General features: G+C 73.1%; 22 protein-coding genes. 4 read left to right on the top strand and 18 right to left on the bottom strand.

The genetic code is table 11. From position 1 onward, the window contains the following. Positions 1-137: 137 nt before the first annotated feature. On the top strand, positions 138-692 hold the full coding sequence (locus tag E4P38_RS13515) for a transcriptional regulator (protein ID WP_135132322.1): 555 nt from the start codon (positions 138-140) through the stop codon (positions 690-692). A gap of 410 nt (positions 693-1,102) precedes the next feature. On the opposite strand, the gene nusB is transcribed toward E4P38_RS13515, so the two are convergent. The 15 genes from nusB to E4P38_RS13440 all read right to left on the bottom strand — a co-directional run bounded on the left by nusB (position 1,103) and on the right by E4P38_RS13440 (position 15,442). After that, positions 1,103-1,519, bottom strand: a complete 417-nt coding sequence (gene nusB, locus E4P38_RS13510; protein ID WP_135132321.1) for a transcription antitermination factor NusB — start codon at positions 1,517-1,519, stop codon at positions 1,103-1,105. Between the two features lie 31 nt (positions 1,520-1,550). Continuing rightward, a complete protein-coding gene (gene efp, locus E4P38_RS13505; protein WP_135132320.1) occupies positions 1,551-2,111 on the bottom strand; it encodes an elongation factor P in 561 nt (186 codons plus the stop codon). Beyond that, positions 2,112-3,206 carry a Xaa-Pro peptidase family protein gene (locus tag E4P38_RS13500; protein WP_135132319.1) on the bottom strand — a complete coding sequence of 365 codons (1,095 nt, stop codon included), beginning with the start codon at positions 3,204-3,206 and terminating at the stop codon, positions 2,112-2,114. Continuing rightward, positions 3,203-3,637, bottom strand: coding sequence for a type II 3-dehydroquinate dehydratase (gene aroQ, locus E4P38_RS13495; protein ID WP_135132318.1), 435 nt, complete (start codon positions 3,635-3,637; stop codon positions 3,203-3,205). Before aroQ ends, E4P38_RS13500 begins: the two co-directional genes overlap by 4 nt. A gap of 31 nt (positions 3,638-3,668) precedes the next feature. After that, positions 3,669-4,709, bottom strand: a complete 1,041-nt coding sequence (gene aroB, locus E4P38_RS13490; RefSeq protein ID WP_245161010.1) for a 3-dehydroquinate synthase — start codon at positions 4,707-4,709, stop codon at positions 3,669-3,671. A 5-nt stretch (positions 4,710-4,714) separates the two neighbouring features. After that, complete coding sequence (locus tag E4P38_RS13485) at positions 4,715-5,257, bottom strand: shikimate kinase (protein ID WP_135132316.1); 543 nt, start codon at positions 5,255-5,257, stop codon at positions 4,715-4,717. Beyond that, positions 5,254-6,432 carry a chorismate synthase gene (aroC, locus tag E4P38_RS13480; RefSeq protein ID WP_135132315.1) on the bottom strand — a complete coding sequence of 393 codons (1,179 nt, stop codon included), beginning with the start codon at positions 6,430-6,432 and terminating at the stop codon, positions 5,254-5,256. Before aroC ends, E4P38_RS13485 begins: the two co-directional genes overlap by 4 nt. 46 nt (positions 6,433-6,478) lie before the next feature. Next, complete coding sequence (locus E4P38_RS13475; RefSeq protein ID WP_135132314.1) at positions 6,479-7,141, bottom strand: A24 family peptidase; 663 nt, start codon at positions 7,139-7,141, stop codon at positions 6,479-6,481. Between the two features lie 5 nt (positions 7,142-7,146). After that, positions 7,147-7,950, bottom strand: coding sequence for a shikimate dehydrogenase (locus E4P38_RS13470; protein WP_135132313.1), 804 nt, complete (start codon positions 7,948-7,950; stop codon positions 7,147-7,149). Continuing rightward, a complete protein-coding gene (mltG, locus tag E4P38_RS13465; protein ID WP_245161008.1) occupies positions 7,950-9,806 on the bottom strand; it encodes an endolytic transglycosylase MltG in 1,857 nt (618 codons plus the stop codon). The genes E4P38_RS13470 and mltG overlap by 1 nt, the downstream gene beginning before the upstream one ends. Before the next feature lie 59 nt (positions 9,807-9,865). Next, positions 9,866-10,537, bottom strand: coding sequence for a Holliday junction resolvase RuvX (gene ruvX, locus E4P38_RS13460; RefSeq protein ID WP_135132312.1), 672 nt, complete (start codon positions 10,535-10,537; stop codon positions 9,866-9,868). Positions 10,538-10,542: 5 nt separating this feature from the next. Further along, entirely contained in the window at positions 10,543-13,230 is a 2,688-nt protein-coding gene (gene alaS / locus E4P38_RS13455) for an alanine--tRNA ligase (protein WP_135132311.1), read from the bottom strand. Between the two features lie 64 nt (positions 13,231-13,294). Next, positions 13,295-13,585, bottom strand: coding sequence for a hypothetical protein (locus E4P38_RS13450; protein WP_135132310.1), 291 nt, complete (start codon positions 13,583-13,585; stop codon positions 13,295-13,297). Continuing rightward, entirely contained in the window at positions 13,585-14,010 is a 426-nt protein-coding gene (locus E4P38_RS13445; protein ID WP_135132309.1) for a DUF948 domain-containing protein, read from the bottom strand. Before E4P38_RS13445 ends, E4P38_RS13450 begins: the two co-directional genes overlap by 1 nt. Before the next feature lie 97 nt (positions 14,011-14,107). Beyond that, the gene (locus tag E4P38_RS13440; protein WP_135132308.1) at positions 14,108-15,442 is read right to left on the bottom strand and encodes a replication-associated recombination protein A; all 1,335 of its coding nucleotides are present in this window, start codon (positions 15,440-15,442) and stop codon (positions 14,108-14,110) included. Positions 15,443-15,516: 74 nt separating this feature from the next. Here E4P38_RS13440 and E4P38_RS13435 point away from each other — a divergent pair, with 74 nt between their 5' ends. Then, positions 15,517-16,347 carry an aldo/keto reductase gene (locus E4P38_RS13435; protein ID WP_245161007.1) on the top strand — a complete coding sequence of 277 codons (831 nt, stop codon included), beginning with the start codon at positions 15,517-15,519 and terminating at the stop codon, positions 16,345-16,347. A 224-nt stretch (positions 16,348-16,571) separates the two neighbouring features. Beyond that, the gene (locus tag E4P38_RS13430) at positions 16,572-17,387 is read left to right on the top strand and encodes a hypothetical protein (RefSeq protein WP_245161006.1); all 816 of its coding nucleotides are present in this window, start codon (positions 16,572-16,574) and stop codon (positions 17,385-17,387) included. 80 nt (positions 17,388-17,467) lie between these two features. Here E4P38_RS13430 and E4P38_RS13425 read toward each other — a convergent pair whose 3' ends face one another. Beyond that, positions 17,468-18,556, bottom strand: a complete 1,089-nt coding sequence (locus E4P38_RS13425; RefSeq protein ID WP_135132305.1) for an alanine--glyoxylate aminotransferase family protein — start codon at positions 18,554-18,556, stop codon at positions 17,468-17,470. 101 nt (positions 18,557-18,657) lie between these two features. Between E4P38_RS13425 and E4P38_RS13420 the strand changes: the two genes are divergently transcribed. Next, positions 18,658-19,035 carry a hypothetical protein gene (locus E4P38_RS13420; RefSeq protein ID WP_209309090.1) on the top strand — a complete coding sequence of 126 codons (378 nt, stop codon included), beginning with the start codon at positions 18,658-18,660 and terminating at the stop codon, positions 19,033-19,035. Between the two features lie 138 nt (positions 19,036-19,173). On the opposite strand, the gene aspS is transcribed toward E4P38_RS13420, so the two are convergent. Both aspS and E4P38_RS13410 read right to left on the bottom strand, forming a co-directional pair. Then, positions 19,174-20,949 carry an aspartate--tRNA ligase gene (aspS, locus tag E4P38_RS13415; protein ID WP_135132304.1) on the bottom strand — a complete coding sequence of 592 codons (1,776 nt, stop codon included), beginning with the start codon at positions 20,947-20,949 and terminating at the stop codon, positions 19,174-19,176. Positions 20,950-20,966: 17 nt separating this feature from the next. Beyond that, on the bottom strand, positions 20,967-21,950 hold the full coding sequence (locus E4P38_RS13410) for an aldo/keto reductase (protein WP_135132349.1): 984 nt from the start codon (positions 21,948-21,950) through the stop codon (positions 20,967-20,969). Positions 21,951-21,952: the final 2 nt, after the last annotated feature.

The raw sequence follows: 21,952 nt of genomic DNA, 5'->3' as shown, positions 1-21,952 counted from the left end.
GGGCCTTCGCGGTGACGTTCTGTGCTTGCGTACTCACTCATACATGAGTGGTGTCCTCCTGTTGCGCGCCACCGCCGACCAGTACTGTGAGTGACGATCAGGACCTTCCCGAGACAACGGACAGTGAGCAGACCGCGATGAGCACCGACTACTCACGGGCCCTCGGCGCCCGGCTCCGCGCCATCCGCAACCAGCAGGGGCTCTCCCTGCAGGGAGTGGAAGACAAGTCGCACGGCCGCTGGAAGGCAGTCGTCGTCGGCTCCTACGAGCGCGGTGACCGCGCCGTGACCGTGCAGCGCCTCTCCGAGCTCGCCGTCTTCTACGGGGTGCCGGTCTCCGAGCTGCTGCCCGACCCCCGGCCGAGCTCCGCGGTCACCACGAACACCAAGATCGTGCTGAACCTCGAGTCGCTCGGCTCGCTGCCCGCCGACGAGGCCGGCCCCCTGGCGCGCTACGCCTCGACCATCCAGGCCCAGCGGCACGACTACAACGGCAAGGTCCTGTCGATCCGCACCGAGGACCTGAAGTCCCTCGCGATCATCTACGACATGAGCCCCGACGAGCTCACCTCGCGGCTCATCGAGTGGGGCGTGCTGTCCCCCGGCATGGAGGCCATCGCCGACCTGGGCCCCGGTGACGACGAGGACGACGAGCTCGACCCGCACTGGGAGCGCCGCCGCTCGCCCCGCTGAACGACGGACGACGAAGGGCCCCTGCCGCTCTCGGCAGGGGCCCTTCGTCGTCTGTTCGGGCCGAGTGTTCCGTTGTCGCGCCCTCAGCGCTCCCGGGACAACAGCAACCCGACACTCGCCTCATGTGCGTCCGCCGAAGGGCGAGGACGGTGTCGGCGAGCCGCTCCCCCCGATGACACTGTCGGCCTCCGGCCGACACCGCGGCCAGGAGCCGTCCCCGACCGCCGCTGAGCACCACGAGCGTCCCTGTCGGGGACCCTCCGGGCCCCGCGACACGGACGCCGGTCCTACGAGACGCCCGGGGTCGGAACCTCGCCCGACACCGCGGCCAGGAGCCGTCCCCGACCGCCGCTGAGCACCACGAGCGTCCGTGCCGGGGACCCTCCGGCCCCGCGACACGGACGCCGGTCCTACGAGACGCCCGGGGTCGGGACCTCGGCGGCCAGGATCGCGCCGAGGACGCCGTTGACGTAGCCCGGGGAGTCGTCGGTGGACAGCGTCTTGGCCAGCTCCACCGCCTCGTCGATGACCACGACGTCGGGGACGTCGTCGGCCCACAGCAGCTCGAAGACCGCCATGCGCAGGATCGCGCGATCGACGTCGGGAAGCCGGTCGATCGACCAGTTGGCGGCGTGTGCGTCGATCAGGGAATCGATGCGGGAGGCGTGCTCGGCGACGCCTTCGACGAGCCGGACCGTGTGGTCGGGCACCGGAGGGTTCGCCGTCTCGATCCGGTCGCGCAGGACGGCCAGCCGGTCATCGCCCCGCAGATCAGCCTCGTAGAGGACATCGACGGCGCGCTTGCGTGCCTTGGTTCGTGCGGCCATGTGCAGTTGCCCGCTTTTCCGTGAACGAGCTTCAGTTGACGCGGCCGAGGTACCGGCCGTCGCGGGTGTCGACCTTCAGCTTCTCGCCGGTGGTGATGAACAGCGGCACCTGGATCTGGGCACCGGTCTCGAGCGTCGCAGGCTTGGTGCCACCGGTCGAGCGGTCGCCCTGCAGGCCCGGGTCGGTGTGCTCGACCACGAGCTCCATGGTCACCGGCAGCTCGACGAACAGCGGGACGCCGTCGTGGACGGCGACGGTGGCCTCGGTGTTCTCCAGCAGGTAGTCGGCGCCCGACCCGACGGTCTGCGCCGACACGTGGATCTGGTCGAAGGTGTCGCCGTCCATGAAGACGAAGTCGGTGCCGTCCTTGTACAGGTACGTCATCGACCGCTTGTCCACGTTCGCCGTCTCGATCTTCAGACCGGCGTTGAAGGTCTTGTCCACGACCTTGCCCGACATGACGTTCTTCAGCGTCGTCCGGACGAAGGCACCGCCCTTGCCGGGCTTGACGTGCTGGAAGTCGGTGACGGTCCAGAGCTGGCCGTCCAGGTTGAGGACGATGCCGTTCTTCAGGTCGTTGGTGGTAGCCATCTAGAGAACCAGCAGTTCCTTGCTCGTGAGGGTCAACAGTTCGGGCGCGTCGTCCGTGACGATCAGCGTGTCCTCGATGCGGACACCGCCGTGGCCCGGCAGGTACACACCCGGCTCCACGGTGACGGCCATTCCGGCGGCCAGCCTACCCGCGCCCAGCGGTCCGATGACCGGCGCCTCGTGGATCTCCAGGCCCACGCCGTGCCCGAGACCGTGCGAAAAGTGCTCTCCGTGGCCGGCGTCGGCGATGACCTGACGCGCGGCCGCGTCGACGGCGACGACGTCCGCGCCGACCGCCAGCGCGGCCCGGCCGGCGGCCTGGGCGGCGGCGACGAGCTCGTAGATCTCGCGCTGCCAGTCGGCGGCGTGCCCGAGGACGACGGTGCGGGTCATGTCGGAGTGGTAGCCGTCGACGGTGGCCCCGAAGTCGAGCTTGAGGAAGTCGCCGTCCCGCAGCTCGGTGGCGTCGGGACGGTGGTGCGGGATCGCCGAGCTGGCACCGGTGGCGACGATCGTCTCGAACGACACCGACTCGGCGCCCAGGGTCAGCATCCGGGCGTCGAGCTCGCGGCCGACCTGGAGCTCGGTGCGGCCCGGCCGCAGCGCTCCCTCGGCGGCGAGCTCGGCCAGCGCCTGGTCGGCGACCGCGCAGGCCCGGCGCAGCGACTCGATTTCGTCGTCGTCCTTGACGGCGCGCTGGGCCTCGACCGCCCGCCGGACCGAGGCCAGCTCCGGCGCGGTGCCGGCGTCGGCGAGCACCTTCTCCAGCGCCGCGAGGCCGTCGACCGTGAGGTCGTGGGACTCGTAGCCGAGCCGGCCCACGCCGCGGCGCACCGCCTCGCGCGCGAGCGCGGACACGGTCGCACGGTCGACCAGCAGCCCCACGTCGGGCACCTGGGTGCCCGCCTGGGTGGTGTAGCGGCCGTCGGTGCCGAACAGGTCGGCTCCGGAGGTCGACACCAGCAGGGCGCCGTTGGAGCCGGTGAACCCGGTCAGGTAGCGCACGTTCAGCAGGTTGGTGACGAGGACGGCGTCCAGCCCGCGCTCCCCGGCGACCACGCGCAGCGCGTCGCGCCGCGCAGCCGCACGGCTCACTTCACGCCCTGCTGGGCGAGCCAGCCCAGCGCCAGCACGTACCCGCTGATGCCCAGACCCGCGATGACGCCGTCCGCGACGGCCGACACGTAGGAGAAGTGCCGGAACTCCTCGCGGGCGTGGATGTTGGTGATGTGCACCTCCACGAGCGGGCCGTTGAGCGCGGCCAGGGCGTCCCGCAGGACAACCGAGGTGTGCGACCAGCCGCCGGGGTTGATGAGCACGGCATCGCCGGCGTCGGACGCGGCGTGGATCCAGCGCAGCATCTCGCCCTCGTCGTCGGTCTGGCGCACCTGCACCTCGACACCCAGTTCACGCCCGGTGACCTCGATCAGCTCGGTCAGTTCGGCGTAGGTGACGGTGCCGTACTTCTCCGGCTCCCGGAGGCCGAGGCGGCCGAGGTTGGCACCGTTGAGCACCTGGATCGTCATGCGGCTCCTGTCGGGGCGGTGGGGTCGGTGGTCACGCGGACACTGCGCTCCAGGCGGCATCGAGCCAGGCCTGGTCGGGGTCGGTCAGGATCATCGGCTTGCCGAGCCCGTCGAGGACGACGAAACGCAGGGACGCACCGCGCGCCTTCTTGTCCACCCGCATGACGGCCTGCAGCTGCGCCCAGTCGCCGGCGTACGTGGTCGGCAGCCCCATCGCGGCGACGAGGTCGCGGTGCCGGTCGACGTCGGCCGTCGTGAGCAGACCGGCCTGCCCGGCGAGCTCCGCGGCGAAGACCAGCCCGACGGCGACCGCCTCGCCGTGCCGCCAGCCGAAGTCCTCGACCCGCTCGATCGCGTGCGCGAGGGTGTGCCCGTAGTTGAGGAACTCCCGGCGGCCGAGGTCGTAGAGGTCCTCCCCCACGGCGTCGGCCTTCACCTGCACCGCCCGGGCGACGAGTTCCTCGGTCGCCGTCCGGCCGGTCGGGTCGTCGTCGAGCAGGTCGAGGATCGCGCCGTCGGCGATGAGGCCGCACTTGACCACTTCGGCCAGACCCGACCGGAACTCGGCCTCGGGCAGGCCCGTCAGCGCGTCGGTGTCGGCGAGGACGGCGGCCGGCGGGTGGAACGCACCGACCAGGTTCTTGCCCGCGCCGGTGTTGATGCCCGTCTTGCCGCCGACCGCGGCGTCGACCATGCCCAGCAGGCTCGTCGGCACCTGCACGACGCGGATCCCGCGCGTCCAGGTGGCGGCCAGGAAACCAGCGAGGTCGGTGACCGCTCCCCCGCCGATGCCGACGACGGCGTCGGACCGTGTCAGCCCGAGGCGGCCGAGCTCCTCCCACGCCCGTGCGGCGACCTCGGCCGTCTTGGCCGCCTCGCCATCGGGGACGACGACGGCCTCGGCCGCCACCCCGGCGGTCTGCAGCGTCTCGACGGCGGCGCCGGCGGCCGCGGCGAGCGGCGGGGCGTGGACGACGGCCGCCTGGGGCGTACCGGCCAGCACGAGCACGAGCTCGGCCTGCGCGCCGGGCCCGATGACGACCTCGTAGGGGGTGGGACCAGCGACGGTCACCCGCCTCACGGGGCCACCGGCCGGCCGGCCAGTGCGGCCAGCACCTCGGCGACGACGTCCTCGGGTTCCCGGTTGCCGGTGTGCAGGGTCAGCGTGGCGACCTCGCCGTAGAGCGGAGCACGCGTCTCCAGCATGTGCCGGAGCATCGCGCGCGGGTTCACGCCGAGGATCGGCCGGTCGCGGGAGAGCCCGACCCGCTTGGCCGCGGAGTGCAGGTCGACGTCGAGCCAGACCACGACGCCGTCGTTGGCCCCCTGCTCGACCAGCAGCCGACGCGTCTCGCCGCTCATCACCGCCCCGCCACCGAGGGCTAGGACGCCGGTGTGCTCGGCCAGCGCCCGGGCCACCGCGCGCTCCTCGAGCTCGCGGAAGTGCGGCTCGCCGTGGGTGACGAACACGTCCGCGACCGAGCAGCCGGCCTCGGCCTCGATGTCGTGATCGGTGTCGCGGAAGGTCGTCCCGAGCGCGGCGGCCAGGGCCGTGCCCACGGTCGTCTTGCCCGAGGACGGGGGTCCGACGAGGACGACGAGCGGCCGGGAGTCGCTCATCGGAGCGGCAGCGCGTCGAGGTAGGCCTGCGCGTTGCGGCGGGTCTCGGTCACCGAGTCGCCCCCGAACTTCTCCAGGACGGCGTCGGCCAGCACCAGCGCGACCATCGCCTCCATCACGACGCTGCCCCGGGGCACCGCGCACGCGTCGCTGCGCTGGTTGATCGCGACGGCGGGCTCCAGGGTGGCGGTGTCGACGGTGGCCAGCGCGCGCGGAACGGTCGAGATCGGCTTCATCGCCGCCCGGACGCGCAGCACCTCGCCGTTGGTCATCCCGCCCTCGATGCCGCCCGCCCGATCGGTCAGGCGCTGGACACGGCCATCCGCGAGCACGATCTCGTCGTGCGCCACCGAGCCCCGGCGGCGCGCGGTCTCCAGGCCGTCGCCGACCTCCACGGCCTTGACCGACTGGACCCCCATGAGGGCGCCGGCGAGGCGGGAGTCCAGCCGGCGGTCCCAGTGCACGTGGCTGCCGAGGCCCGGCGGCAGGCCGTGGACGACGACCTCGACGACGCCGCCGAGGGTGTCGCCGTTCTTCCGGACGTCGTCGATCTCGGCGACCATCCGCTCGCTGGTGGCGGGGTCGGCGCAGCGCACCGGATCCTCGTCGATACGGGCGTTGTCCTGCGGCCCGGGCAGGATGTCGTCGGGCACCTGGACCGGCCCGATGGCGACCACGTGGCTGACCACCTCGACACCGATCGCCTGGCGGAGGAAGGCCTGCGCGACGGTGCCGAGCGCCACCCGGGCGGCGGTCTCCCGGGCGCTGGCGCGCTCGAGGACGGGGCGTGCGTCGTCGAAGCCGTACTTCTGCATACCGGCGAGGTCGGCGTGGCCCGGCCGCGGGCGGGTCAGCGGTGCATTGCGGGCCTGACCGGCCAGCACCTCGGCGTCGACCGGGTCCGCGGACATGACCGTGGACCACTTCGGCCACTCGGTGTTGCCCACACCGATCGCGATGGGGCCGCCCTGGGTACGGCCGTGCCGGATGCCGCCGGAGAGGGTGACCTCGTCCTGCTCGAAGGACATGCGCGCGCCGCGGCCGTGGCCCAGGCGACGGCGGGCCAGCTGCAGGTCGACGTCCGACGTCTGCACCTCGACCCCGGCCGGCAGTCCCTCCAGGATCGCGGTGAGCTGCTGACCATGGGACTCACCTGCGGTCAGCCAGCGCAACATGGCGCCGATTCTGCCATCCGGCCCACCTGGGCCCGCGCGGACGCACTCAGCCGAGGGTGGTCGCGCCCAGGGCCAGGGCCAGGACCGCGCCGGTCATCAGCGGCGGGCCGAAGGGCAGGGCGGTGCGCCAGCCGGCCCGGCGGGCGGCCAGCAGGGCCAGTGAGACGACCGCCCCGGTGAGCAGGCCGAGGAACACCCCGGCCAGGAGGACACCCCAGCCGAACCAGCCGAGGACCAGGCCGAGCAGCCCCAGCAGTTTCACGTCGCCGTAGCCGAGCCCCTCCGGCGAGATCGCCGCCGCGCCGGCGCCGACGAGGTAGGCGGCCACCGCGGCCGCCACCGCGCGGAGCAGCGCGCCCCACGAGCCGAGCACCGCCGCGTCGAGGAGGAAGGCCGCGGCGCAGACCCCAGCCGTCGGGTAGGTCACCCGGTCCGGCAGGCGGTGGCTGGAGAGGTCCACCGCGCCGAGGACGACGGCGGCGCCGGCGGCCCAGACGAGGGCGGCGGTCGCCGGGCGCGCGCCGGTGAGCTCCACGGCCCCGGCGAGCAGACCCGCGAACACCGCCGTCATCACCGCGACCCGCAGAGGCGTGGGGCGCGCGGCGTCCCCGACGGTGCCGAGCCGGCCGGCGACGCGCGCCAGCCACGGCCCGAGGACCACGGCGACGAGCAGGACGGCGCCGAACAGCAGTGGCCGCGGCAGCTCCACGGGGTTCAGCCTCCGGCGAGGGCGGCGTCGAGGGCGGTGCGCATCGCCGCGATCGGAGCGGGCCGTCCGGTCATCAGCTCCACCTGGGCCGTGGCCTGCCAGAACAGCACGTCGTGCCCGCCTGCGACCGTGCCTCCCACGGAGGTCACGCGCTGGGCCAGCGGCGTCGGCCACGGCGCGTACAGGACGTCGAGGACCGTGTGCCCGGCGCTCCAGGGCAGCGCCACCACGGCCGGCTGGGCGTCCACCGGCACGGTGCTGATCACCAGCGGTGCGTCCAGGACGGCGTTCGGGAACGGGGTCACCGTGGCGGGGACCCCGAGGACGTCGAGCACCCGGGTGACGTCACCCGCCCGCGCAGGGTCCCGCACGATCACGTCGACGTGCTCGGCGCCGAGGGACGACACCGCGACCGCCGCGGCGGCCGCCGTGCCCCCGGCCCCGATGATCGTCGCCGCGCCGATGCTCTCGACGCCGGCCAGCTGGAGCGCCATGCCGATGCCGCTGACGTCGGTGTTCTCGGCTCGCCAGCCCGCGTCGGTGCGGACCAGCGTGTTGGCGGCGTGCAGCAGTCGCGGCAGCGGCTCCACGGCGTCGGCGACGTCCACCGCAGCCTGCTTGCACGGCATCGTCACCGAGAAGCCGCGCCACTCCGGACCGAGGCCGGCCAGCAGCACCGGCAGGTCCTCCGGACCGATGTCGAGGGCGTCGTAGGTCCAGTCGGTCAGCCCCAGTGCCGCGTAGGCGGCCCGGTGCAGCACCGGGGAGAGCGAGTGGGACACCGGGCGACCGAGGACCGCCGCTCGCATCATCCCTCGGGGTTGTCCCGCAACCACTGCTGGAACAGCAGCACGTTCTGCTGGTGCTCCTCGCCGGTCACGGCGAACCGGGTGTCCCCGGTGTCGGGGTCGACGACCACGAAGAACCGCCAGTCGCCCGCCGTCGGGCTGAGGACCGCCCGCAGTGCGTCCTCACCCGGGTTGTTGATGGCGCCCGGCGGCAGCCCGGGGTGGACGTAGGTGTTGTACGGCGAGGGGTTCTGCCGGTCCTGGGCGGTGGTGGTGATCCCGCCCTTCCCGTTCGCGTAGTTGACCGTCGTGTCCAGCTGCAGCGGCATGCCGTCGGCGAGCCGGTTCTCCAGGACGCGGGCAACCTTGCCCATGTCCTCGACCGAGCCGGCCTCCGCCTGCACGAGGCTGGCCTTCGTCAGCACGGTGAGCCGCTGGTCCTCGGGGATCTGCAGCTCGTCGAGCGCCTGGACCGCGCGGGCGACCATCTGGCGCAGCACGTCGGCCGGGGCGTCGTCGGGCTCGATGTCGTAGGTGGCCGGGAAGAGGAAGCCCTCCAGCACGCCGTTGGCGTAGGCCGGCAGGCCCAGGGCCACCGGGTCGGCCGCCACGGCCTCGAGCTCCGCGATCGGTGTGCCGGTCTGCTCCGCGATGCGGGTCAGCGCCTGCGTGACGGTGAGCCCCTCGGGCAGGGTCACCCGGGAGAGCAACCGCGCCGAGGGGTCGAGCAGCAGGTCGAGGGCCGCCTGGCCGCTCATCTGCAGCCGCATCCCGTAGACGCCGGGCTGGATGCCCACCGCGGCGGCGTTGGCCTCGGCCGCGTCGACGAAGGGGCCGATGGAGGCGACGACGTCGGCCGTCACCAGCGTCCGGGCGATGTCACTGAGCGTGTCGCCGTCCTGGACGCGGACCTGCACCTCGCCGGTGCCCTGCCCGGCGTAGTCCTGCGAGGCCGGGTTGATCAGCTCGAGCAGCCGCTGGCCGCCGACGACGATGCCGAAGACGAGACCGCCGAGCACCAGCAGCGAGATCAGGACGGCGACCGGACTGCGCTTGCGGCGGGCCCGGCCGGTCCTGGGGTCGTAGGGCTTGACCGGGATGTCCTCGCCGAACGCTTCGTCGTGCACGAGCGCGTCGTGGCCGGTGTCGTGGTGGCGGCCGGTGTCGTCCGAGCGCCGCGCACGGGCGCGTTCGGCCGAGGCGGCCTCTGCGCGGAGCGCCTCCTCGCGACGGGCGCGGCGGCCCCGGGGGCGCGGCGCGTCCTCCTCGACGTGCGCGCCGATGACCTCCAGCCCACCGGTCTGGTCGTCCCAGGCCCGCAGGTCGTCGTCGATGGGGTGCGCGTCGGTGCTGTCGTCGAAGTCGTCGACGTCGTCGTCGTCCTCGTCCGAGCGGTGACCGCCCACGGGACGGGACGTCTGGCCGCCACGCGGATCCCTGTCGAGCGGCGTGCCGCCGAGGGTCCCGTGGGCGACGGTCGCGTCGTCGTCGGCGGAGGCATCCTCGCGGGGACGCAGCCGGTCCCACACGCCCGGCGGCCGGGGCGGCAGGGGCAGGGACGGGTGCTGCTGGGCGGCGCCCTCGTCGTCGGCGTAGCCGGAGTCCCGGTCGGGGGCGCCGTGCCGGTCGTCGCCGCCGTGGCGGGCGGTGAGGGGGTAGTGCGGGTCGTCGCTGGAGCCGTAGGCCCACCACTCGGGCTCGACGACCGGATCGGTCTCGTCGAACTGGCGGTCGAGGAGGCCGGAGACCCGCCCGAAGCCGCCGGTCGACCGGTCGGGGACGGGGACGGGGGGCAGGTCGGCGCGCCAGCTCGGCGGGTCGTAGCGGCCCGGCTCGTACCTCGGGACGCCGTACCCGGGGATCTCGGAGGTCGGCACGCCGAACGGGGGCAACCCGTTCCCGGACGAGGAACGTCCGCGCCGGTCCCCGCCGTCGGTCACGATCGGGGCCGCCGGCTGTCGAGGAACTGTTGCAGGATGACCACGGCGGCCGCCTGGTCGATCACTGCGCGCTGCTTGCGGCTGTCGATGCCGCCCTCGCGCAGGTGACTGGCTGCGGTCACGGTGGAAAGCCTTTCGTCGATCAGGATCACCGGCACATCCGGAATGCGGTCGGCTAGTTCCTGAGCGTAATTGCCCGCATCCGCCGCGGACGCGCCCGACGCACCCGACAGATGCACCGGCTCCCCCACGACCACCTCTGTCACCTCGTGTTCCACCACCAGCGCGGCGAGGCGGTCCAGATCGCTGTGGTTCTTGGCCCGGCGGAGGGTCTCCAGGGGGCTGGCGAGGGTGCCGGTCGGGTCGGAGAGCGCCAGGCCGACGCGCACCGTGCCGACGTCCACGCCCAGGACGCGGCCGCCCTGGGGCTGTCCCGCCGGCGGCCGGGGCGGGATCTTCAGGTGCTCGGGCCACCCGCCGCTGAGGTCGATCTCGCTGGTCTCGTTGGAGACCGGCGGGAAGGCCCGACCGAGATCGAGCTCCGTCGTCGGGTGGTAGGTCGGCTGCGGCGCCGCGGTGCGCGGGCGCGCCGGCGGCACGGCCGGCAGCTCGCGCCGCCGTCCGCCGACCGGGCCGGTGTCCTCGGGGTTGTAGTTGGAGTCGGACACGTTGGTCACCTTCCCGTGGCGGCTGCAACCGCCTGCTCGCCGGCCTGCAATGCCGCGGGGATACCCGCGGGATCCGTTCCGCCGCCCTGGGCGACGTCCGCCTTGCCACCGCCGCGCCCGCCGACCGGCGGAGCGGCCGACCGCAGCACGTCGTTGGCCGACAGGCCGCGGTCGAGTGCGGCCTGGTTCAGCGCGGCCACGAGAGCCACCTTGCCACCGGATTCCGATGCGAGCAGGACCACGACCGGCCTGTCGGCAGGAAGCCGGCCACGAACGTCGAGCGCCAGCGTGCGCAGGTCCCCGCCGGCCAGACCGGACGGCGAGCCGGTGACCAGCGCGACGCCGTCGATGTCCGTGGCCCCGGCGGCGAGCTGACCGGCCGCGGCGACCGACTGCTGCCCCCGCAGCTCGGCGAGCTCCTTGTCCACGTCGCGCAGTCGCGCCAGCATCCCGCTGACCCGCTCGACCAGGCCGTCCTGCGGCGCCTTCAGCAGGTCGGCGAGCTGGCGGACCAGGTCGCGCTCGCGCGCCAGGTAGCGGAACCCCTCGAGTCCGACGACCGCCTCGACGCGCCGGGACCCGGAGCCGACGGACGACTCGCCGGTCAGCGCCAGGGTGCCGATCTGCGCGCTGCCGCGCACGTGGGTGCCACCGCAGAGCTCGCGCGACCAGGGGCCGCCGATCTCCACGACGCGGACCTGCTCGCCGTAGGTCTCGCCGAACAGCGCCAGCGCACCGAAGGCCCGGGCCTCGGGCAGGGTCATGTAGGACGCGGTGACGCGGTGGTCGGCCCGGACGGCGGCGTTGGCGACGTCCTCGATGTCGGACCGCTGCTGCTGGGTGAGCCCGCCCTGCCAGGCGAAGTCCAGCCGCAGGTAGCCCGGGCGGTTGAAGGACCCCGACTGCAGCGCCTGCGGGCCGAGCACCTCCCGCAGCGCCGCGTGCACGACGTGGGTGCCCGAGTGCGCCTGGCACGCCGACAGGCGCCAGTCGTAGTCGACCTCGGCGGTGAGCTCCGCGCCCTCGCGCAGCTCCCCCTCGAGCACGCGGACCTGGTGCACGACCAGGCCCTTGACCGGCCGCTGGACGTCGAGGACCTCGGCCCGTCCGCCGTCCCAGGTGAGCACGCCGGCGTCGGCGACCTGGCCACCGGACTCGGCGTAGAACGGCGTCCGGTCCAGGACGACGCGGGTGATCTCGCCGGGCGCGGCGGCCTCGGTGGTGTCGTCCTCCCCGGCCAGGTCGGAGACGAGCGCGAGCACCCGGGAGTCGGTGTGCAGGGTGTCGTAGGCCTGCCAGTCGGTGGGACCGTGGTCGGCCAGCAGGCGGCGGTAGGCCAGGACGTCGACCGCGCCGGTCCGCTTCGCGCGGGAGTCGGCACGGGCGCGGTCGCGCTGCTGCTTCATCAGCTCGCGGAAGCCCTCCTCGTCGACGGTCACGCCCTGCTCGGCGGCCATCTCGAGGGTGACGTCGATCGGGAAGCCGTACGTGTCGTGCAGCGAGAACGCCTGGTCACCGGTGAGGGCCGGGGTGCCGGCCTTCTTCGCCTTCGCGACGGCGGTGTCGAACAGCGTCGTCCCGGCCGACAGGGTGCGGCGGAACGCCTCCTCCTCGGCGTAGGCGACCGCCGAGATCCGGGCGAAGTCGGTGGCCAGCTCGGGGTAGCTGGCGCTCATCGCGTCGCGGGACACCGGGAGCAGCTCGGGCAGCGAGGCGTCCTCGACCCCGAGCAGCTTCATCGAGCGGACGGCGCGGCGCAGCAGCCGGCGCAGGATGTAGCCGCGGCCCTCGTTGCCGGGTGTGATGCCGTCGCCGATGAGCATGAGCCCGCTGCGGACGTGGTCGGCGACCACCCGGAGCCGGACGTCGGCCTCGTGGTCGCGGCCGTAGGTGACGCCGGCCAGGTCGGCCGCCCGGCGGAGCACGGGGGCGACCTCGTCGATCTCGTACATGTTGTCGACGCCCTGCAGCAGGTAGGAGACCCGCTCCAGACCCATGCCGGTGTCGATGTTCTTCTTGGGCAGCTCGCCGAGGATCGGGAAGTCCTTGCCCTCGCCCGCGCCCCGCTCGTACTGCATGAAGACGAGGTTCCAGATCTCCAGGAACCGGTCGCCGGCCTTGTCGACGGCCGGGCCGCCGTCCGGCCCGAACTCCGGGCCGCGGTCGATGTAGATCTCCGAGCAGGGGCCGGCCGGCCCGGGCGCGCCGGTCGACCAGTAGTTATCGTCCATGCCCAGGCGCTGGATGCGCTCCTTGGGCAGGCCGGCGATGCGGTGCCAGGCGTCGGCGGCCTCGTCGTCGTCCAGGTAGACCGTCGCCCAGACCTTCTCGGGGTCGAAGCCCAGCCCGCCCTCCTCGACGGAGCCGGTGATCAACTCCCAGGCGTAGGAGATCGCCCCCTCCTTGAAGTAGTCGCCGAAGGAGAAGTTGCCGTTCATCTGGAAGAACGTGCCGTGCCGGGTGGTCTTGCCCACCTCCTCGATGTCGAGGGTGCGGACGCACTTCTGCACGCTGGTCGCCCGCGCGTAGGGGGCGGGCTCACGGCCGGTCAGGTACGGGATGAAGGGCACCATGCCGGCGACGGTGAACAGCAGCGACGGGTCCGGGGAGACCAGCGAGGCACTGGGCACCACGGTGTGCCCGCGCTCGGCGAAGTGCTCGAGGAATCGGCGGCGGATCTCGGCGGTCTGCATCAGGTCAACTCAGTTCTGCGGGGCCGGCGCCGGAGCTGGACAGCTCAGGGTCACCGGCCGGGGGTCAGTGGTCGGCGGAGTGGGCGCCGCGCTGCCGTCCGGGCAGCCGGATCTCGTCACCCGCCGGGAGCGGTGCGTCCAGGCCCGTGCCCGCGCGCAGCTCCGCCTCGCGCTCGGCCGCGGCGGCGCGGATGTCGGCGCCGAAGTCGCCGATCGCGTCCGCCACGTCACGCAGCCCGTCGGCGATGGAGCCCGCGATCCCGCCCGGCGTCAGCTTGTCCGCGGCGCGGCTCAGCTTGCGCACGACGAGGGCGCCGATCGTGATGCCCATGGCCAGCCAGAACAGGCGCCGCATCAGGCGGCCCGCCGAGCTGCGCGGCGCGCACGCCGGTCGTCCCTGTCCCGCCGGGCCGACTCGGCGAGGGCCTGTCCCTCACGCTTCTTCTTGGTCGCGCTGCGGACGCCGTAGCTGAAGGCGGCCACCTTGATCAGCGGGCTGCCGAGGGTGGCGGCGACGACGCTGGTGAGTGCGGCGACGTTGCTGGAGACGTTGGCGGCGTTGCCGGTGATGTCGTCGACGCGCTCGAGGTTCGAGTTCACGTGGGTCACCGTGGTGTTCGCCTGGCTCAGGATCGGCGCGCTCTGCTCGCGCACCTGACGGATGGTCAGCGTCGTCTCGTCCAACGTCCGCCCGAGCTTCAGCAGCGGCACGGCGATGAGCACGACCAGCAGCACCAGGGCGCCGGCTGCGATCAGCCCGGCGATCTCTCCTACGGACACGCGTGCTCCTGTTCTCAGGTGTGCGGCTTGACCGGCGACGTCCCGGCCCCGTCACAGTAGTCGCGGGGTCCGTGCGGCGTCCGTCCCCCGCGTGAGCTCAGCGAGTCCGGCGGATGATCGCCCGCAGCTTGGCCAGCCGTTCCCCGATCCGGGCCTCGGCGCCGCGGTTGGTGGGCCGGTAGTAGTCCTTGCCGATCAGCGCATCCGGGGGGTACTGCTGCGGGACGACGCCGTCGGGATGGGCGTGCGGATAGTCGTAGGTCTTGCCGTGGCCGAGCTTCTTCGCGCCGGCGTAATGGGCGTCCCGCAGGCCGGGCGGCACCGGCCCGGCCAACCCCGCACGGACGTCGGCGACGGACTCCCCCATGGCCAGGGTGACGGCGTTGGACTTCGGCGCGGTGGCCAGGTGGACGACGGCGTGGGCCAGCGGGAAGTGCCCCTCGGGCATGCCGATGAAGGCGACCGCGTCGGCGGCGGCGACCGCGGTGAGCAGGGCCGTCGGGTCGGCCATGCCGATGTCCTCGCTCGCGGAGATGACCAGTCGGCGCGCGATGAAGCGCGGGTCCTCGCCCGCCTCGACCATCCGGGCCAGGTAGTGCAGCGCGGCGTCGACGTCGCTGCCCCGGATGCTCTTGATCAGCGCGCTGGCGACGTCGTAGTGCTGGTCGCCCTGCCGGTCGTAGCGGACGGCGGCCTGCGCGACCGCCGTCTCCAGGGTCTCCAGGTCCAGAACCTCGGTGCCTGCGGCGACCGCGGCTCCGGCCCCGGACTCCAGCGCGGTGAGGGCCTTGCGGGCGTCCCCGCCGGCCACCCGCACCAGGTGCGCTTGCGCCTCCTCGGTGAGGGTGACCGCGCCGTCGAGACCGCGTTCGCTGCTGAGCGCCCGTTTCAGCACGGCCCGGATGTCGTCGTCGGAGAGGGGCTGCAACGCCAGCACCAGGCTGCGCGAGAGCAGGGGGCTCACGACGGAGAAGAACGGGTTCTCGGTGGTCGCCGCGATCAGGCTGACGATCCGGTCCTCCACCGCGCTCAGCAGCGAGTCCTGCTGGGTCTTGGAGAAGCGGTGCACCTCGTCGATGAAGAGCACCGTGCGGCGGCCCGCGTAGGTCAGCTCCCGCTTGGCGGCGGTGATGACCGCGCGGACCTCCTTGACCCCGGAATCCAGGGCCGACAGCTGCACGAACTGCCGCGAGGTGGCCAGCGAGATGACGTGCGCGAGCGTGGTCTTGCCCGTGCCGGGCGGGCCGTAGAGGACCAGCGACATCGGCTCGTCGGACTCGACCAGTCTCCTGAGCGGTGCCCGCTCGCCGAGCAGGTGCTGCTGGCCGACGACCTCGTCCAGCGCCCGCGGCCGCATGCGGACGGCGAGGGGCGCACCCGGGTCGACCGGGGCCGGCCCGCCGTCCTCAGGCGCGTCGAACAGCGAACTCACGGTTGCGACGCTACCCGCGGGGCACGACGGAACCCGTGCGACAGCGAAGCATCGGGAACGCCACCGTCGGCCGCGTGTCCGTCGGGGCAATCGGCCTCGGCGCGATGCCCCTGTCCACGAAGGAGGCCCGCCCCTCCCCCACCGAGGCGGAGGCCGTGGTGCACGCCGCCCTCGACGCCGGGGTGACCCTGATCGACACCGCGGACGCCTACTCCCGCGACGAGTCCGAATTCGGGCACAACGAGGAGCTGGTGGCCAACGCCCTGCGCTCCTACGGCCGGACGGATGTCCTCGTGGCGACCAAGGGCGGGCACACCCGGCAGGGCCGCGACTGGGGGCTCGACGGGTCGCCGGGCTACCTCCGGCGGGCGTGCGAGGCCTCCCTCCGGCGGCTGCACGTCGACGCGATCGGGCTGTACCAGCTCCACCGCCCCGACCCGGCGACGCCGTGGGAGGAGTCGATGGGCGCGGTGCGGTCGCTCGTCGACGACGGCCTGGTGCGGATGGTCGGGATCTCGAACGCGGACGTCGCCCAGATCGACGCCGCCCGCGCGATCGTCGGCGACGCGTTCGTCAGCGTGCAGAACCAGTTCTCGCCGGGCTACCGCTCCTCGGCGGTCGAGCTCGTGCACTGTGCCGCGGTCGGGCTGGCGTGGTTGCCGTGGAGCCCGTTCGGCGGGGTGTCTGCCGCGGGCTCGCTGGACGCGACGGCCCCCGCCTTCGCGGAGGTGGCCGACGAGCTCGACGTCTCGGTCTACCGGGTCACGCTCGCCTGGCACCTCGCGCAGGCCGACGTCGTCCTGCCGATCCCCGGTGCCTCCCGTCCCGTGTCGATCATCGACTCTGCGGCGGCCGCGGACCTCGACCTCTCCTCCGACCAGATCGCCCGCCTGAACGGAAGTTGATCATCGTCCGGGTGCACGCAACACGCACCCGATGAGCCGGACACGCCGTCGGTGCCTGCACGCAGCCGATGATCAACTTCCGCTGGGGCGGATCCACAGGGGGTATCCGTGTCCCCAGATCGCGCAGACCTCGGTCAGCGAGGCACCGGCGCCCGCAGCCTGCGGCGATGGACGGAATACCGCTGGGGCCCTCGTACACCTGGTCAGAAGCGCGTCGACTGGGAGTGACCCGACGACAGATTCATGCGGACGGCGTCCAGCTCAGCCGTGGCCTGTACCTGTCGTCGGCCGTGGAGCCCGACCTGGCGGAGCGCTGTTCCGCGTGGGCGAAGGTGCTGCCGGCCGACGCAGCCTTCGGCTTCCGCACGGCCGCGGTGCTCCACGAGGCGTCCGACAGCGAGTCGACGACCGTGCACGCCGTCATGCGTCCGCGTCGGGTCCTCCCCCAGCGGCCCGGCCTCACGGTCCACGTGCGCCGCCTCCACGACGAGGACGTCGTGCAGCATCACGGGCTCCGGGTGACGTCGGGCGCGCAGACATTTCTCGACCTCGCGGCGCTGCTGCCTGCCCCCGACCTGCTCGTGCTCGGCGACAGGCTGATGGGGGCGGGTCGACTGCACCCCGACGACCTCGCCCGGCGGCTGGTCCGCGCCGACCGGGTGCGTGGGGTCGTGCGAGCACGCCGCTGGGCGCCGCATCTCGACGGCCGCGCGGCCTCGCCGCGGGAGAGCCTGATGCGCTACTGGCTGCTGGACAGCGACCTACCGGAGCCGGCGCTGCAGCTGCCGATCGTCGACCGGTGGGGCCGCCAGGTCGCCCACGCCGATCTCGGCTACCCCCGATGGAAGGTGGCGCTGGAGTACGAGGGTCGCCAGCATGCCGACTCCGAGCAGTTCACCCGGGACATCGATCGGTATTCGCTCATGGCGGCCGACGACTGGCTGGTACTCCGATTCGCCGCGCGTCACGGTCGCTCCGCGATCGTCGACCGCACCCGCCGGGCGCTGGTCCACCGAGGCTGGACGCCGGAGGCGAGTTGATCATCGTCTGCGGGCACGGGACACGCCGCTCGTCCGGCCGGCACGCCGCGCGACGGAGCAGGCAGACGATGATCAACTTCTCAGCGGGCGAGGATCTCCTTCAGGGCAGCGAGGACCAGCAGCACCTTGTCCGGCGTGGCGTTCGCGCCCATGAGGCCGATCCGCCAGACGGTGGCCGCGTAGGCGCCCACCCCGCCGCCGATCTCCAGGTCGTAGCGCTCGAGCAGCTCCTTGCGGACGGCGGCGGAGTCCACGCCGTCGGGCACCTTCACCGTCGTCAACTCCGGCAGCCGGTGGCCCTCGGCGGCGAACAGCTCCAGCCCCATGGCCTGGAGCCCGTCGTGGAGGGTCCGGCCGGCCTCGGCGTGGCGGGCGTGGACGGCGTCCAGACCCTCCTCGAGGATCCGGCCGAGGCCAGCGTGCAGCGAGACGACCATCCCCGTCGGCGCGGTGTGGTGGTAGGTCCGCCCGGAGCCGGCCGCCTCCCCCGCGTAGCCCCCGAGCAGACCGAGGTCGAGGTACCAGCTCTGCGGCTTCTCGATCCGCCGCTCCCACGCGCGGTCGTTGATCGTGAACGGCGCGAGCCCGGGTGCGACCCCGAGGCACTTCTGCGAGCCGGAGTAGGCGAGGTCCACGCCCCAGTCGTCCAGCCGGACCGGGATGCCGCCGAGCGAGGTCACGCAGTCGGCCAGCAGCAGTGCGTCGCCCTTGCCCGCGGCGAGCGGCTGGAGGTCCGACAGCACCCCGGTCGAGGTCTCCGCGTGCACCGCGGCGATGAGCTTCGGCGACGGATGGGCCGCCAGCACGCGGTCGGCGTCGACGGGCTGCCCCCACTCGTGCTCGACCGGGATCACCTCGGCGCCACACCGCGAGGCCACCTCGACCATGCGCTGGCCGAAGAGGCCGTTGACCGCCACGACGACGACGTCGCCCGGTCCGACCGTGTTGACGAACGCGGCCTCCATGCCGGCCGAGCCGGTCGCCGACAGGGGCAGGGTGCGCCGGTTGGTCGTGCCGAACACCTGGCGCAGCCCCTCGGACGTCTCGTCGAGGATGCCGAGGAACACCGGGTCGAGGTGGCCCAGCAGCGGCTCCCCGAGGGCGACGGTGGCCTCCGGGTAGGGGTTGGAGGGTCCGGGTCCGAGCAGGGTGCGGGCACGCAACGGCATGTCCTCGACGCTACCGGGGCGGCGAGGTGGTCGCCGTCGGTGTCCTGGTTCCCCGGGGATCCAGCGGACGGAGTGTCGGACCCCCGTGCGACGGTCCGCGCATGACTGGCGGTGCGCGCGACTTCGACTTTCTCTTCGGTCGCTGGTCGGTTCATAACCGCAAGCTCAGGGACGTGACGGACCCGGCCTGCGAGGAGTGGGTCGAGTTCGACGCGTCCAGCGAGGTCTTTCCCGTGCTGCACGGTGCCGGGCACATCGACCGGATGGACGTGCCCCAGGCCCCGGACGGCCCCGGATTCGAGGGACTGACCCTGCGCCTGTTCGACCCCTCGCTGGAGTCCTGGAGCATCTTCTGGAGCTCCACCCGGGCCCCGGGGCGGCTGGATCCGCCGGTCGTCGGTCGGTTCACCGACGGTCACGGTGTGTTCGAGTGCGACGACGTGGTCGCCGGACGCCCGGTGCGGCTGCGCTTCATCTGAATGGCCGACGACAGCTCGCCGGTGTGGCGGCAGTCCTTCTCCTACGACTCCGGCGCGACGTGGCGGGAGAACTGGCGGATGACGCTCAGCCGCCGCTGACGCGGACCGCGGGGGACGGCCGTCCCCCGCGGTCGGTGGTCACTTCGTCGGGTCGGAGGGGCCCGGCGCACCGGGCTCGCCGGGGAGTGCCGGCTCGTCGGGCTTGGCGTCGATGCCCGCCTCCGTGCGCTGGGCGTCGGTGATCGGCGTCGGCGCACCGGTGAGGGGGTCGAAGCCGGCGCCCGTCTTCGGGAACGCGATGACCTCGCGGATCGACTCGACCCCGGTGAGCAGCGCCGAGAGCCGGTCCCAGCCCAGTGCCGCACCGGCGTGGGGCGGCGGGCCGTAGGCGAATGCCTCGAGGAAGAACCCGAAGCGCTCGCGGGCCTCCTCGCGCGACATGCCGAGGGTCTCGAAGACGCGCTCCTGCAGGTCGGCGTCGTGGATACGCACCGAACCGCTCATGACCTCGTTGCCGTTGATCACCATGTCGTAGGCGTCCGACAGCGCCGCACCCTTGTCGTCGGCGAACCGGTCCCGCCACTCGGGCGTGGGCGAGGTGAACGGGTGGTGCATGAACGTCCAGTCGCCGCTCTCGGTCTCTTCGAACATCGGGAAGTCGACGACGAAGAGGAACGACCAGGTGCCGGGCTCGATGAGCTCCAGCCGCTTGGCGATCTCGTTGCGCGCGGCGCCCAGCAGCTCCTGGGAGGTGCGGCGGGCGCCGGCCGCGAAGAAGACGCAGTCCCCGGGCTTCGCGCCGACGGCCTCGACCAGGCCGTCGCGCTCGGCGTCGGAGATGTTCTTGGCGACCGGTCCGCCGAGCGTGCCGTCCTCGGCGATCGTCACGTAGGCCAGCCCGCGCGAGCCGCGCGACTTCGCCCAGTCCTGCCAGGCGTCGAACGCCCGCCGCGGCTGCGAGCCGCCGCCGGGCATGACGACCGCACCCACGTAGGGCGCCTGGAAGACGCGGAAGGGGGTGTCGGCGAAGTAGGAGGTCAGCTCGGTCAGCTCGATGCCGAAGCGGAGGTCGGGCTTGTCGGATCCGAAGCGGTCCATGGCCTCGCGGTAGGTCATCCGCGGGATCTCCGGCACGTCGTAGGCGGCCAGCTCGCGCCACAGTGCGCGGACGACGTCCTCGGCGATCGCGAGCACGTCCTCGCGGTCGACGAAGCTCATCTCGAAGTCCAGCTGGGTGAACTCCGGCTGCCGGTCGGCGCGGAAGTCCTCGTCCCGGAAGCAGCGGGCGATCTGGTAGTACCGCTCGAGCCCGCCGATCATCAGCAATTGCTTGAACAGCTGCGGCGACTGCGGCAGGGCGTACCACTTGCCCGGCTGCAGCCGGACCGGGACGACGAAGTCGCGGGCACCCTCGGGCGTGGAGCGGGTGAGGTTCGGCGTCTCCACCTCGGCGAAGCCATGGGTGTGCATCACCCCGCGGGCGATCCGGCTGATCTCGGAGCGGATCCGCATCGCGCGAGCCGGGCCCTGCCGGCGCAGGTCGAGGTAGCGGTACTTGTACCGGACGTCGTCGCTGGCGGCCTGGTCGCTCTCGATCGGGAACGGCAGCGGCGCCGCGGTCGACAGCACGTCCAGCGAGGTGGTCGCGACCTCGATCTCGCCGGTCGGCAGCTCCGGGTTCTCGTTGCCCTCGGGCCGGCGGCGCACCTCCCCCGTGACGAGCAGGCAGTACTCGTTGCGCAGGTGGTGGGCCTCCTCCTCGCGGACGACGACCTGGACGTACCCGGAGGCGTCGCGCAGGTCGAGGAAGACCACGCCGCCGTGGTCGCGGCGACGGGCCACCCAGCCGGCGAGGGTGACGGTGGAACCGGCGTCGGACGCGCGCAGCGTCCCGGCGTCGTGGGTGCGAAGCACAGAAAGAGCCTTTCGGGTTACCAGCGGTCGTGCACGTGGGCGCGGATGCGCTCGTCGTACACGCGCTCGAGGTCACTGAGCTGGGAGTCGGTCAGCGGGGCGAGGGTGGCGGCGGCGACGTTGCCGCGGACCTGGGTGACGTTGCGGGCGCCGGGGATGACCGTGGTGACGCCGGGCTGGTCGATGACCCAGCGGAGCGAGAACGCCGACGTCGGCACGTCGCTGCCGGCGATCTCCGCGACCTCCCGGGCCGCGGCGACGCCCACGTCGAACGGCACACCCGCGAACGTCTCGCCGACGTCGAAGGCCTCGCCGTGGCGGTTGAAGGTGCGGTGGTCGTCAGCCGGGAACGTCGTCGACTCGTCGTACTTGCCGGTGAGCAGGCCGCTGGCCAGGGGCACCCGCGCCAGGACGCCGACGCCGGCCTGCGCCGCCGCGGGCAGGAGCTCCTCCAGCGGCTTGCGCCGGAAGATGTTGAGGATGACCTGGACGGTCTGCACGCCGGGGTGCTGCAGCGCGGTCATCCCCTCCGCGACGGTCTCCACCGAGACGCCGTAGGCGGCGATCGCCTCCTCGGCGACGAGCGCGTCGAGGGTGTCGTAGACCCGCTGGTCGGAGTAGACGGCCGGCGGCGGGCAGTGCAGCTGCACCAGGTCGAGGGTGTCGACCCCGAGGTTCCGGCGGGACCGGTCGATCCAGGCGCGCAGGTTCTCCGCTGTGTACTGCTCGGCCTCGAACGGGTCGGCGCGGCGGCCGGCCTTGGTCGCGACGAACGGGCGGTCCGAGCGCGGGGCGAGGGCCTTGCGGATCCGCTCCTCCGAACGCCCGTCGCCGTAGACGTCGGCCGTGTCGAGCAGGGTCACGCCGGCGTCGAGCGCGGCGTCGAGGACGTCGGCCGCGGCGTCGTCGTCGACATCGCCCCAGTCGCCGCCGAGCTGCCACGTGCCCAGCCCGATGACCGATACGTCCGCGCCCGTCCGCCTCAGGGGCCGCTGTTCCATGC

Source organism: Blastococcus sp. CT_GayMR16, assembly GCF_004570875.1.
GTDB lineage: Bacteria > Actinomycetota > Actinomycetes > Mycobacteriales > Geodermatophilaceae > Blastococcus_B.
Note: the sequence above shows the minus strand (reverse complement) of the source record. Positions and strands in the feature narration are given on the sequence as shown.

Coding starts and splice junctions, on each gene's coding strand:
- E4P38_RS13515 (WP_135132322.1), top strand. CDS start 138: ATGAGCACCGACTACTCACGGGCCCTCGGCGCCCGGCTCCGCGCCATC.
- nusB (WP_135132321.1), bottom strand. CDS start 1,519: ATGGCCGCACGAACCAAGGCACGCAAGCGCGCCGTCGATGTCCTCTAC.
- efp (WP_135132320.1), bottom strand. CDS start 2,111: ATGGCTACCACCAACGACCTGAAGAACGGCATCGTCCTCAACCTGGAC.
- aroQ (WP_135132318.1), bottom strand. CDS start 3,637: ATGACGATCCAGGTGCTCAACGGTGCCAACCTCGGCCGCCTCGGCCTC.
- E4P38_RS13485 (WP_135132316.1), bottom strand. CDS start 5,257: ATGAGCGACTCCCGGCCGCTCGTCGTCCTCGTCGGACCCCCGTCCTCG.
- aroC (WP_135132315.1), bottom strand. CDS start 6,432: ATGTTGCGCTGGCTGACCGCAGGTGAGTCCCATGGTCAGCAGCTCACC.
- E4P38_RS13470 (WP_135132313.1), bottom strand. CDS start 7,950: ATGCGAGCGGCGGTCCTCGGTCGCCCGGTGTCCCACTCGCTCTCCCCG.
- alaS (WP_135132311.1), bottom strand. CDS start 13,230: ATGCAGACCGCCGAGATCCGCCGCCGATTCCTCGAGCACTTCGCCGAG.
- E4P38_RS13450 (WP_135132310.1), bottom strand. CDS start 13,585: ATGCGGCGCCTGTTCTGGCTGGCCATGGGCATCACGATCGGCGCCCTC.
- E4P38_RS13425 (WP_135132305.1), bottom strand. CDS start 18,556: ATGCCGTTGCGTGCCCGCACCCTGCTCGGACCCGGACCCTCCAACCCC.
- E4P38_RS13420 (WP_209309090.1), top strand. CDS start 18,658: ATGACTGGCGGTGCGCGCGACTTCGACTTTCTCTTCGGTCGCTGGTCG.
- E4P38_RS13410 (WP_135132349.1), bottom strand. CDS start 21,950: ATGGAACAGCGGCCCCTGAGGCGGACGGGCGCGGACGTATCGGTCATC.